The organism is Paenibacillus sp. Root444D2, assembly GCF_001426375.1.
Classification (GTDB): Bacteria; Bacillota; Bacilli; order Paenibacillales; family NBRC-103111; genus Paenibacillus_E.
In genome coordinates this window covers 183,504-195,635 of sequence record NZ_LMEO01000050.1, presented here as the reverse complement: position 1 = coordinate 195,635, position 12,132 = coordinate 183,504, and the positions used below count along the sequence as shown (strand labels likewise).

Genomic DNA, 12,132 nt, shown 5'->3' with positions numbered 1-12,132 from the left:
AAGGAGAGATTTCTTTGTGTTTAAAAATAGAACAACTTTATGTGATATTGTAATCCCTTGGCACGATTATTGCTTGATAAAAAGAAGGGGAAGCGTCATCATACGTCTGGAGATGATAAGCAGGCGAGCTGTAGGATGTTACCATAAGCAAAATGGGTTTAAATAGAGCTATAATTGATTTATAATAATCGTAAGCGTTTTCAATAAAAGGGACTTATGCTCAACACGAAAAGTATTGCCATGGCAAAACTCAAGGAGGAACCAGGTATGAGAACAGGCTATAGTCTAACACAAGTGCAGAACCAAAAGCTAACGATGACTCCTGAACTGCAACAGTCCATTCATATATTGCAATTATCAAGCTATGAGTTATCGCAGTACCTCCAAGAGCAAGCCTTGGAAAATCCCATACTGGACATAGAATCATTCACAAGTTCTCATTTGAAATCGGGTAAATCTTCACAAATGGCGGGGTCAATCACAGATCCGCTATGGAAGGCGAAGGCGAGGGAGGAAACATTGGAGCAGTGGCTTCTTAGCCAACTGCGGATAGCAGGGGTTTCCGAAACCTTATATCAGACGGCAGCCTATCTGGCAGGAAATTTAGATGATAGAGGTTATTTACCCCTTTCTATTACGGAAGTAAGCTCGTTTTTGAATAAGCCTAAAGAAGTTGTCGAAGAAGCACTAGCTTGCATACAGTCCCTGGATCCGCCGGGCGTAGGAGCAAGAGACTTGCAGGAATGCTTATTGCTGCAGATTTCTAAGGATCATGCCGCACCGCATGGCACTTTTGAAGTGGTCAGCCAATGTATGCAGCAGCTTGCTCAAATGAAGCTGGATAAGATTGCGGTGCAATTAGGTGTAACACTCATGCAAGTGAAGGAGATCGTCACCTATATTCGTAGTTTGAATCCACGACCTGGTATGGCCTTCAGCTGGATCGAAGAATCTTATATCATTCCCGATGCTACTATTTATAAAGAACATGGGAACATCGTGATCCAAATGAATGCGGGCGCAGTCCCAAAGACCTCAGTTAATACGAACTATTATAATCATATCCAGCATGCAGGTTGTAAAGAATCGGTGTCCTTTCTGAAAGAAAAATGGAAAACAGCCGATTGGATTGTGCGCAGCCTGGAGCAGCGGAAGATGACCCTGTACCGGGTCATTCGGGCTATTTTTGAAGAACAGCTGACGTTTTTAGAGATCGGCGAACGTGGCATGAAGCCCTTAACTTTAAAAATGATTTCCGAGAAACTTGACCTCCATGAATCTACGATTAGTAGGACGGTACAAAACAAGTACATTCGTACACCCTATGGCGTGCTTGAGCTTAAATATTTCTTTTCTTCGGGGCTGCAATCAGATGTAGGTGAACTAACGTCTATCAAAACAATCAAGATAAGAATCAAAGAACTCATTTCACAGGAACATAAGAAACAGCCTTATTCTGATCAAAAAGTTGTAGAAATTTTATCGGAAGAGGGCATTCGCATTTCACGCAGAACGGTGACCAAATATCGTGAAGAGCTGCATATTTTATCTTCTGCACTGCGAAAGAATATTTTGTAAGCATAAACCCGCCAGAGGCAATTCCTCTCGGCGGGTTTTTCTTATGCCTTGGGTGCAATTTACGACGAAAATGGGCTGGACATTCCCTATTTGATGGACCGCCGAGAAAAAGATATGTACCTAAAGGGGTTAGCAATAATTCGCCTATTTTTGTTGAAAAAGCAGAAGGGGCTTTATTGCACGACGTAGATGGCAATGTATTTTTAGATTTTGTTGGTGCGATTGGTTCATTAAATGCAGGGCACTGCCCGCCGGAAGTAGTACAGGCCATTCAAAAACAAGCAGAATTATATCTGCATACTTGCTTCCATATTGCGATGTACGAACCTTACGTGCAGCTTGCCAAGAAATTAGATGAAATTACGCCAGGTAACTTCGAGAAAAAGACGATTTTTCTTAACAGTGGCGCGGAAGCAGTAGAAAATGCGGTGAAGATCGCTCGGAAATACACAGGGAAAACAGGTATCGTCTCGTTTACTCGCGGGTTTCATGGACGTACATTACTTGGTATGTCACTGACTAGTAAAGTAAAGCCATATAAATTTAATATGGGACCCTTTGCCCCTGCGACCTATAAAGCTCCGTTCCCGTATCCCTTCAACCGTCCTGCATCGATGACGGAGGAAGAATATGCCGACTTTTGCCTGAAGCAGTTTGAAGACTTCCTATTTACGGAAGTGCCCCAGAAGAGATTGCCGCAGTTATTATGGAGCCTGTACAGGGAGAGGGCGGCTTTATAGTGCCTCCTAAATCTTTTGTGCAAGGTGTGTATAAAATCTGTAAGCAGAATGACATTCTTTTTATCGCGGATGAGATTCAGACGGGTTTTGGACGGACAGGTACGATTTTTGCCTCCAGTCAATTCGGTATTGAGCCGGATTTAATGACGTTATCTAAATCAATTGCGGCGGGACTTCCCATTAGCGCAGTGGTAGGCAGAGCGGGAATTATGGATGCACCTGGACCTGGTGAAATCGGGGGCACCTACGGTGGGAGCCCGTTAGGCTGCGTTGCTGCTTTGGCTGTTATTGAAATGATGGAACGAGACGACCTTCCAGGGAAATCCAAAATCATTGGCGATAAAATTCGCAGTTTCTTTATAGCATTGCAAGAAGATGTTCCACATATTGCTGATGTAAGAGGACTTGGAGCGATGTGCGGTATTGAGTTTGTGGATCCCGTGACGGGTAAACCCTCCAAAGAACTGGTAGCTAGCTGCGTAAAAGCCTGCTATGAAGCGGGCGTAATCGTTCTAAGCGCAGGAGTTCAAGGTAACGTTCTGCGATTCCTCACGCCGCTGGTCATTACAGGTGAGCAGCTTCAAGAAGGACTGGATATTATCGGCGATGTTCTGAGGAAGTTAGTTCTGGCCAAATTAACGATGGGGGTATGATGTTCGTATGAAAAAACATTTATTTATTAATGGAAAATGGAAAGAAGCAGCCGTTTATACCGATTTATTTTCACCTTATTCGGGGGAACTTATAGCTCAGGTAGCTCAAGCAGATGATGAGGATGCAGAAGACGCGATCCAGGCAGCCGAGGCTGCAAGTACGATTATGAAGAAAATGCCTGCACACGAACGCGCAGCAATTTTGGAGAAAACTGCGCTTCTGATGGAAGAGCGCAAAGAGGAATTAGCCCGTCTGCTGGCGATGGAAGCGGCCAAACCGATAAGAACAGGCAGAACAGAAATTTCTCGAACGATTCATACTTATAAATTTGCCGCAGAAGAAGCTAAACGCATTCACGGTGAGACTGTACCGCTAGATGCAGCACCGGGTGGCGAGGGGCGTCTAGCGTTCACCGTTCGTAAACCGCTTGGCATTGTGGGAGCCATAACACCATTTAATTTCCCATTCAACCTTGTTGCCCATAAAGTGGGGCCAGCGATTGCTGCCGGCAATACGGTTGTATTGAAACCAGCAGGTCAAACACCGTTAAGCTCACTTGCGCTAGCTGAGATCATGCTTGAAGCTGGTTTACCTGCAGGGGCACTTAACGTCATTCCGGGCAAAGGATCAGTCATTGGTGAGATGCTGGTACGTGATCGAAGAATTGCGGCTATTACGTTTACAGGCAGTCCTGAAGTGGGCATTGCGATGAGGAATAAAGCAGGTCTTAAACGAGTCACCCTTGAGTTAGGATCCAATTCAGCCGTAATCATAGACAGCAATGTGGAAATAACGCAACAGCTAGTGGATCGTTGTGTGCTGGGAGCATTCTCGTTCAGCGGTCAAGTGTGCATCTCCATTCAACGTATTTATGTTCATGAACGCCAATACGAAGTGTTTGCAGCTATGTTCAAAACCGCGGTAGAGAGATTGGTCATTGGTGATCCGCTTGAGGAAGCTACTGATATGTCGGCATTAATCTCCACGAAAGAGGTTGACCGCATCGCGAGCTGGGTATCCGCTGCAATAGCAGGTGGAGCGATTGCTCTGTCCGGAGGCAAAGCGCTGTCACCGAGCCTATTTCCGCCAACGATACTGACAAATGTTGCTGAAACAGCAACGGTCTCGTGCCAAGAGGTCTTCGGACCCGTTGTGACACTGACTCCCTTTACCACGTTGGATGAAGCGGTCTTAGCCGTCAATAACTCCCGGTTTGGCCTGCAAGCAGGAATCTACACGAACGATATCAACGCAGCGTTAAGAGCTGCTGAAGATTTAGAGGTAGGCGGCGTGATGATCAACGACATTCCTACCTTCCGCGTCGACAACATGCCCTATGGAGGGCTCAAAGATAGTGGAGTTGGCCGTGAGGGTGTGAAATATGCGGTGGAGGAAATGACAGAGCTGAAGCTAATCAGTCTGAAGTTGTAATCATATCGAAACTGACGCGAGTTACGGACGTGCTGAGAGGCCACACCTAGCGCTCCTGCTGCCGCGTGAGGATGACTGGGATGGGAATGGGAGGGAAAGCGATAGCGTTCCGTATTCTCTTTATCCACCAAATGTATACATTAAACAAGGACCTGAGGCGAGCCTCAGATCCTTTGTTTAACATGTAATTTATATGTCCAATTCCACTAACACAGTGGGAAATGGAGGCTCTTTATTGCTGATTTGATATGTCATACATATCCATTTCTATTTTGCGTAAAAACCTAGCCTTTGGCTAGGTCATTTAAAAATATCTACTTTGAGCTATGGAATGAATAAGCAAGCTAGGTGTGCTAATTCCTTCTAACTAAGGAGGTATCTTGTGAGATAAGACAACAGATCGTGCTAATGTTCTACATAACGCTACATTCTGGGAGCAATAGGGAACAATAAGCAAACGTAGCTTGCTTAAGCATCCATAACAGGAGCTATTTGAACAAATAAGAAACATCAGTTGCCCTATTTTCCGTATCGATCCGTGTTAAAACGGGTCCCCTACGTATACGCTGATCCCGCACTTGGAAAAGCACGGACCATTTTACCATAACTGAAAGCTGTAAATAACAAGGCAATTAGAGCTATGACATAAGCAGTCGGAACATGTCCATTTGTCGCCTCAGCTGTAATTCCGAACGTATCAAATACAGACATAGGCGTCATGTACCCAATACCGAGCATCACAATCGGCCAAAGCCCAAGTGAACGTTTTAATGTTACCGTTTTTTCCATTAACCATTCCTCCTCATGAATTGAAGGTTGTTCTATCTTGAAACCGCTTTCGCATTAGTATAAGCAATAATGGTGCCCAATTTTTTATTTAAATGGCAATTTCGTTGTTATCTTGTCTTTTCATTTAGACTAGCAGCTTTTTTCTTCTATTTAATTATCCTATCAAAACATTATCTATATTTATACTGGGAAAGTCTGTATAAAAAATGGGTTCGTAATGGAATTAAGGTGGCTGGTGAGAATTATTAATCTAGAAGTTGGAATGTTTATTGCTAGATTATTTTCAGAATGAATTAATAAGAAAAAAAGGGGTTGAGATTGTATGTTTATCAAGTATGAAGTGATCAGCCCTTTCCGTGGAATGGTTGAGAGTGTGCTTAGCCAAGAATCCTCCTATGTGTATGAGGGGGAGTCCTTATTTGTAATAAGAACAGCGGAGAGGTTAGTTCATATTTCAGCGGAATACAACGGAGTTGTAACAGGACTTCATGTACAACCAGGTGATGAAATCATGCCGGGAATGATACTGGCCCATATGGGAGAGAGCATGCATACGATTTTAATGGGGAGTGATTAGTTGGGAAGAGATTCGATAGGATGTTAACTGTCACACATGGGCCAAGTTCTTTATCGCATATACTTTAGTTGAGAATGATGCGAAAAGAGGGATAACGATGAGTTTGACCCCAATTGATTTCCATTCTGTCGTCCGAAGCTGTATACCTCAGGAAGCCGAAGTTGTCGTATTGAAGAGGGAGGGGAGCCCTGCGGCTATTATTTATGCGGATGTAGATGGCGATGGTCACCCTGAAATCACAGCCTTGTATAGATATTTAGATAATCAGTACCTGTTTTCGTTGAAAAACTATTCCGGTAATTGGTTTCCAATCGCCTCTGCTGCAACGGGGAGAATGCAAGAACTCACGGATTTCGCAGCTGCCCCAGTGTCACGAAGAGAAGGCTGGGACCTGGTTATTGGCTGGCAAAATGAGCGCGAATCCTCCTCCGAGCTCGATATCGTGCAGTGGACACCAACCGGTTTCCAGCGTCTGATTCCTCCGGGAACTTTCTACAACCATCTGGAAATTGAAGATATGCCTGGCCGCGACGGAAGAGACGGCCTTTGCGAAATAGCGCTGTGGGTGCATGAGCAGGATCAGGCTTACAATGTGGAAACCTATCGATGGGATCCTTACAGACTTGTCCCCATACAAGATGTGTATTCGTATTATTTTCAGAAGGTCACTCGCTACTATGAGGATTTAGCACGTGATCATCCGGATGAGCAAGTCTACAGAAGTTATCTGGAGGAAGCACAAAGGAAAGCAGGAGAAAGCATTTCATCGTAGAAACATGATAAACCAGGTGGTTAACACCCGCCTGGTTATTTTGTGTCGTAATTTCTTAACCTGATTGTCCTAAAGTTAGACTAAAAATATCGTTATTCCTATGCTACATTTATGTCAGATGTCTTAATATCATATAGCGATGAGGTAATCTCAATGAACAAAACATTGAAGATCGGCATTATTGGAGGCGGCGGTATTGCTGGCGCTCATGTAAAAGCATATCGTGAGCTAGCTGACGTAGAGATTGTAGCGGTAGCTGATGCGGTACCAGGCAAAGCGGCACAATTCATTGATTTTTGGCAAATTCCTTCGGCACAAGCCTTTGATGATTATCGGCAGCTGCTGGAATTAGACCTTGATGGGGTAAGCATTTGCACACCCAATGTGGCTCACCATCGGACAACAGTAGATTCTTTACTGGCAGGGAAAAACGTTATGCTGGAAAAGCCGATGTCCGTCACACTAGAAGAAGCCGTCGAGATGGCGCAAACGGCTAAGAAAACGGGCTTCATGCTCAATGTTGGTTTCCAGCCGAGATATGATCCTAATATGAAGATTATTCAAGACGTGGTACAGTCCGGTCAACTTGGTAAGGTTTATTATGTAGAAACAGGCGGAGGACGCCGCAGAGGTATGCCTGGCGGTACATTTATTAGTAAGGAAATCGCCGGAGCCGGAGCAATGGCAGATATCGGTTGTTACTCACTTGATATGGCTCTGAATGCGATGGGTTATCCGAAACCGCTTACCGTATCCGCTTACAGCAGTAACTATTTTGGAACAAATCCGTTATATCATAACGAAGCTAGTCGATTCGATGTGGAAGATTTCGGTATTGCGATGATCCGTTTTGAAGACGATCTCGTGTTGAATTTCAAAATTTCATGGGCGATGCATATGGATACATTAGGACCAACCTTATTCCTTGGCACCGATGGTGGACTCAAAGTAACGCCAGCTGGAAAAGGCCCATGGAGCGGAGTGTTCGATGGAAATGTGGGTTCCATTGCCTATTTCCATGACGTTCGTGGTCATCACACAGAAAGCCAAATTCCGCTGATTGATCATAAGCTAAATTTGTTTAACGAGAAAGTCCGCGATTTCGTAGAGGCTGTCCGGGATGGCAAACCAGCCCCGATACCTGGCGAACAGATCGTTCGCAATCAAGCAATCATTGATGGCATCATTCGGTCATCGCTCATTAAACGCGAAGTCGCAATCGAACTTCCTAATTAACTCAAACTAAATATTACTCTGGAGGTATTCACATGTCACGTATTTTCCGTATTGGTATTATTGGTTGTGGAGGCATTGCAAACGGCAAGCATTTGCCAAGTTTGAAAAAGCTTTCGAATGTTGAATTGGTCGCATTCTGTGACATCGTGCAAGAGAAGGCTGAAACTGCCGCTGAGAAATATGGCTCCAAAACCGCTAAAGTATATGAGGATTACAAAGAGCTTTTGCAGGATGCTACTATTGATATCGTTCATGTGTTAACACCGAATGATTCACATGCTGAAATTGCCATTGCTGCGCTAGAAGCTGGCAAGCATGTGATGTGTGAGAAGCCAATGGCGAAGACAGCAGCAGATGCTAAGCGCATGGTTGAAACAGCGAAGCGTACAGGCAAGAAGCTAACGATCGGATACAACAACCGTTTCCGACCTGATAGTCAGCATTTGAAACGCGTTTGTGAGGAAGGGGAGCTTGGCGAGATTTATTTCGCGAAAGCGCACGCCATTCGTCGTCGCGCAGTTCCAACATGGGGCGTATTCCTGGATGAAGAGAAGCAAGGCGGAGGACCGCTTATTGATATCGGTACACATGCTTTGGATCTAACGCTTTGGATGATGAATAACTACAAGCCGAAAGTTGTGCTGGGAACGTCTTACCACGAATTATCCCAGAAAGAAAATGCCGCCAATGCTTGGGGGCCTTGGGATCCGAGTAAATTCACGGTAGAGGATTCTGCTTTCGGTATGATCGTCATGGAAAACGGAGCTACGATTATGCTGGAATCCAGCTGGGCACTGAATACGCTTGAGGTCGATGAAGCCAAATGCTCATTAAGCGGTACTGAAGGCGGAGCTGACATGAAAGGCGGGCTTCGCATCAACGGTGAGAAACATAGCCGCTTATTTACAACAGAGGTGGATCTGAAAGCAGGCGGTGTAGCTTTCTATGACGGCGCTAAGGAAAGCGATGCGGATCTGGAAATGCGTACATGGATTAAAGCTATTGAAAATGATGTTGATCCAGTAGTGACACCTGAGCAAGCTTATGTCGTTTCACAAATTCTAGAAGCGATTTATGAGTCTGCACGCACAGGGAAAGCTGTTTATTTGAATCAATAATACGTCAAGATTTATCTGGAGGAGCCAAGGCTCCTCTTTTTTTTAATTCATTGAAATTTGAAAAAAGAAGTGGAATAGGAGTATGCTAGAATTATTGAAATACCAACTAAGGATTGAAGGAAAGGAAGAGTGAAGCGATGCATTTGGGATTACAGGGTAAGGTAGCCTTAATTACTGGGGGAAGTAAAGGAATTGGATTGGCTACAGCGATTTCCTTATCGCGAGAGGGAGCCAAAGTAGCGATACTCGCGCGGAATGAGGAGCAGCTTCAAGAAGCTGCTGTCCAAATAGCCAATTTGACAGAGGGTGAGGTGCTTGCAATTCAAGCGGATGTGACCTCGGAGGCCGACTGTCAACGCGCCGTGGAACAAACCGTTCAGCGATTTGGAAGTTTACATATTCTAGTGAACAATGCAGGTACATCTGCAGCCCAGCCATTTGAACAGGTAGGCACGGAGTTATGGCGGCAAGATCTTGAGTTGAAATTATTTGGAGCCATTCATTGCTCTCGTTATGCAATCCCTTACATGCGTCAAGCAGGAGGGGGCTCTATCGTCAATATAACGACTTCAGCAGCCAAAACACCGCCTGCTTCTTCGCTGCCTACTTCAGTCAGCCGTGCCGCAGGTCTTGCATTAACGAATGCGATGAGCAAAGACCTGGCATCCGCCCAGATTCGTGTGAACACTGTCTGTATTGGGAAAATTCGCAGCAGTCAGATTGAGAGAGGCTGGAAGCGGGAGGCGCCAGAACAGACTTGGGAGGAGTATGCATCGGATCCAAAGCATGACATTCCGCTCGGCCGGATTGGGAATGCGGAAGAAGCGGCTAATGTAATCACCTTCTTATCCTCGGATGCAGCGTCCTATGTTACGGGCACATCCGTCAATATTGATGGCGGTAAGAGTGCAGCGCTTTAAGTTGAAAAGCTATACGAAGGTAGACCGTCCAAGCATGGGCGGTTTTTTGTTTGCTTTTTTCAGGTTAGAGCTACTAATTCCTTACAAACAGTAAAAAGGCTGCATCTCTAGAAGAAATTCTTCAGAGGAGCAGCCTTTTTCCACTCAACCCAGATAAACGTTAGCGTCCTGCTGGACGTCATAGGTGTTCATCCGGATGTATTTTTTTCGTAGGGATACGAGTCATGTTACGCTCTTCGCTTCTTTCGCAGATACCAGACCAACATGGAGATAGCGTCCCGGATCGAAGCGGTTTGGTGAAAATAGAGTGTCGTTGTCATAGGCAAGAAACCTCCCTAACCCTGAAAGAATGTCATGCATAAACAGTATTACGTAAGAAAAGTGCAATAGGTTTTATTTTTTTTTTATGTAAATGATCACTGAAAAAAGATCCACAGCGAGTGCTGTGGATCTGAATTTTATTGTTACAGAATACGCCCTATTACCATACAAAAGTCATTGTAATAATAACCAATAGAACAAATAGAACCAATATTGCTGCTGCACTAGACCCGCCGTAGCCCGCTGTTGCTACTTCTGCTGGATATCCCATATTCAGTCACCCCTTTCATCGTAATTGAAGGCTCCTTCGTTCCCTTCTGCATTAATAGACTATTGTATTACAATGGCATTTGAAATGTATGGACGAATGTCAGGTATAGAAGTCTTTTTTTAGATTGGAATAAATGATCACTGTTTTTTGAACAAACACCACTATTTTCTGCATTAATCTTTCCTTCCGAAAGTTGGATAATAAACATGTAAGCGTTACCCAAATTCGATCGACTCATGTAGGGGAGGAATAGAGATGAAAAAAGTTTTCACCTTAGCTCTGTCGCTTTCTATGATGTTCACGGCAGTAGCTTGCTCCACAGGCACTAAAACGTTAACACCAGCAGCTAGCAGCGAACCGTCCAAAACAGCGACGACAGCACCGAGCACCGCACCAAGTAAAGATCCTGTTAAGCTTCGTGTTGCTTGGTGGGGAGGGCAAGCGCGTCATGATTACACATTGAAAGTTATCGAGCTTTATGAGAAACAGCACCCAAATGTAAAAATTGAAGCGGAATACGCACCATTTGACGACTATTGGAAAAAGCTTGCTCCTCAGGCTTCAGCAAACCAATTGCCTGATGTTATCCAGATGGATATCTCTTACCTTTCACAGTATGGTGGGAAAAATCAGTTAGCTGATCTTACACCTTATACGAAAAATGGCCTTCTCGATGTCTCTTCAATCAGCCCTAATGCGTTATCCGGCGGTGAAGTCGGAGGGAAACTTGTGGCTATGAACTTGGGGGTTAATGCGTTAAATACGACATTAGATGTGAATACGTTCAAAAGCCTAGGAATCACTATCCCAGGAAAAGATTGGACTTGGGAAGATTACGACGCAATTGCAGCCAAAGCCAAAGCAGCCGGCAAACAAATAGGTGGTTTCGGTGTCCGTCATGAAGTGTTTTTCCCGTATTATCTCAGAACGATCGATCAAAAAATGTACAATGCAGATGGAACGGCACTTGGTTTTTCTGATGACAAGCCACTAATTGACTACTTCAAGCGTTATCAAAAATGGTACGATGCCGGCTATATCCTTTCACTCGACAAAGAGTCACAGAAGAAAGGCGTAGCGGAAGAAGATGAAATCTTACTAGGTAATGCAATTACCGGTAATGGCTGGTCTAACCAATTTTTGGCAGTAGCCAATTTGATCAAAGATCGTCCGCTTGAATTATTCCCGCTTCCTGGCCGTAACGGTAATAAAGGTTTGTTTTTGAAGCCTAGCATGTATTTCTCAGTTACAAATAACTCCAAGCAAAAAGAAGAAGCAGCGAAGTTTATCAGCTTTTTCGTGAATGATATCGAAGCGAACAAATTGATTAAAGGTGACCGCGGTGTTCCAGTATCCTCCAAAGTGAAGGATGCGCTGAAGCCGCTCTTATCACCGAATGAAGTCAAAATCTTTGACTATGTGGCGTGGGCTGAACAAAACAGCAGTCAAATGGATCCACCAAATCCAGTAGGATCTATCGAAATTGAGAAGCTGTTAAAAGCGACGAGCGAGCAGATCCTGTATAAGAAAACAACGGTTGAAGAAGCGGCAGCCAAATTCCGCAAGGATGCGAATGCCATTTTGGAGAAAAACAAAAAATAAGGCGATAACTGAAAGATCGAACTACCTTCGAAGGAGGGTGTTCGGTCTTTTTTTTTGGAAAAAGCGCTGCATTTTCTCTTGACATGTTAAACGTTTCAATTTAAGCTAATAGAGGATGTTAAA

The 12,132-nt window shown here is 44.4% G+C and carries 9 protein-coding genes and 2 pseudogenes; 9 read left to right on the top strand and 2 right to left on the bottom strand.

The genetic code is table 11. The annotated features are described in order from the left end of the window. The first annotated feature begins 267 nt into the window (after positions 1–267). From rpoN to ASD40_RS28455, 3 genes and pseudogenes are all read left to right on the top strand, one after another. The gene (gene rpoN, locus ASD40_RS28465) at positions 268–1,578 is read left to right on the top strand and encodes an RNA polymerase factor sigma-54 (RefSeq protein WP_057306509.1); all 1,311 of its coding nucleotides are present in this window, start codon (positions 268–270) and stop codon (positions 1,576–1,578) included. A 104-nt stretch (positions 1,579–1,682) separates the two neighbouring features. Next, positions 1,683–2,971 (top strand): annotated as a pseudogene (gene gabT / locus ASD40_RS28460) (4-aminobutyrate--2-oxoglutarate transaminase); the annotation flags it as partial. A gap of 7 nt (positions 2,972–2,978) precedes the next feature. Beyond that, a complete protein-coding gene (locus tag ASD40_RS28455; RefSeq protein WP_057306508.1) occupies positions 2,979–4,403 on the top strand; it encodes an aldehyde dehydrogenase family protein in 1,425 nt (474 codons plus the stop codon). Between the two features lie 558 nt (positions 4,404–4,961). Here ASD40_RS28455 and ASD40_RS28450 read toward each other — a convergent pair. Beyond that, a pseudogene (locus tag ASD40_RS28450) lies at positions 4,962–5,192 on the bottom strand (Putrescine importer PuuP); the annotation flags it as partial. Between the two features lie 322 nt (positions 5,193–5,514). Here ASD40_RS28450 and ASD40_RS28445 point away from each other — a divergent pair. From ASD40_RS28445 to ASD40_RS28425, 5 genes are all read left to right on the top strand, one after another. Then, a complete protein-coding gene (locus tag ASD40_RS28445) occupies positions 5,515–5,769 on the top strand; it encodes a biotin/lipoyl-containing protein (protein ID WP_057306506.1) in 255 nt (84 codons plus the stop codon). 97 nt (positions 5,770–5,866) lie between these two features. Continuing rightward, positions 5,867–6,541: a hypothetical protein gene (locus ASD40_RS28440; protein WP_057306505.1), complete on the top strand. Its 675-nt coding sequence runs from the start codon at positions 5,867–5,869 to the stop codon at positions 6,539–6,541. Positions 6,542–6,694: 153 nt separating this feature from the next. After that, the gene (locus ASD40_RS28435; RefSeq protein WP_057306504.1) at positions 6,695–7,777 is read left to right on the top strand and encodes a Gfo/Idh/MocA family protein; all 1,083 of its coding nucleotides are present in this window, start codon (positions 6,695–6,697) and stop codon (positions 7,775–7,777) included. Between the two features lie 32 nt (positions 7,778–7,809). After that, positions 7,810–8,895, top strand: coding sequence for a Gfo/Idh/MocA family protein (locus ASD40_RS28430; RefSeq protein WP_057306503.1), 1,086 nt, complete (start codon positions 7,810–7,812; stop codon positions 8,893–8,895). Positions 8,896–9,032: 137 nt separating this feature from the next. Then, complete coding sequence (locus ASD40_RS28425; protein WP_057306502.1) at positions 9,033–9,815, top strand: SDR family NAD(P)-dependent oxidoreductase; 783 nt, start codon at positions 9,033–9,035, stop codon at positions 9,813–9,815. Positions 9,816–10,296: 481 nt separating this feature from the next. On the opposite strand, the gene ASD40_RS37550 is transcribed toward ASD40_RS28425, so the two are convergent. Continuing rightward, on the bottom strand, positions 10,297–10,407 hold the full coding sequence (locus tag ASD40_RS37550) for a sporulation protein YjcZ (protein ID WP_156390225.1): 111 nt from the start codon (positions 10,405–10,407) through the stop codon (positions 10,297–10,299). A 255-nt stretch (positions 10,408–10,662) separates the two neighbouring features. On the opposite strand from ASD40_RS37550, the gene ASD40_RS28420 reads away from it, so the two are divergent. Continuing rightward, the gene (locus ASD40_RS28420) at positions 10,663–12,009 is read left to right on the top strand and encodes an ABC transporter substrate-binding protein (RefSeq protein WP_057306501.1); all 1,347 of its coding nucleotides are present in this window, start codon (positions 10,663–10,665) and stop codon (positions 12,007–12,009) included. Positions 12,010–12,132: the final 123 nt, after the last annotated feature.

Bases quoted from the DNA above. Each gene is read 5' to 3' on its own strand.
- ASD40_RS28455 (WP_057306508.1), top strand. From the start codon at position 2,979: ATGAAAAAACATTTATTTATTAATGGAAAATGGAAAGAAGCAGCCGTT.
- ASD40_RS37550 (WP_156390225.1), bottom strand. From the start codon at position 10,407: ATGGGATATCCAGCAGAAGTAGCAACAGCGGGCTACGGCGGGTCTAGT.
- ASD40_RS28430 (WP_057306503.1), top strand. From the start codon at position 7,810: ATGTCACGTATTTTCCGTATTGGTATTATTGGTTGTGGAGGCATTGCA.
- ASD40_RS28440 (WP_057306505.1), top strand. From the start codon at position 5,867: ATGAGTTTGACCCCAATTGATTTCCATTCTGTCGTCCGAAGCTGTATA.
- ASD40_RS28445 (WP_057306506.1), top strand. From the start codon at position 5,515: ATGTTTATCAAGTATGAAGTGATCAGCCCTTTCCGTGGAATGGTTGAG.
- ASD40_RS28425 (WP_057306502.1), top strand. From the start codon at position 9,033: ATGCATTTGGGATTACAGGGTAAGGTAGCCTTAATTACTGGGGGAAGT.
- ASD40_RS28435 (WP_057306504.1), top strand. From the start codon at position 6,695: ATGAACAAAACATTGAAGATCGGCATTATTGGAGGCGGCGGTATTGCT.
- ASD40_RS28420 (WP_057306501.1), top strand. From the start codon at position 10,663: ATGAAAAAAGTTTTCACCTTAGCTCTGTCGCTTTCTATGATGTTCACG.
- rpoN (WP_057306509.1), top strand. From the start codon at position 268: ATGAGAACAGGCTATAGTCTAACACAAGTGCAGAACCAAAAGCTAACG.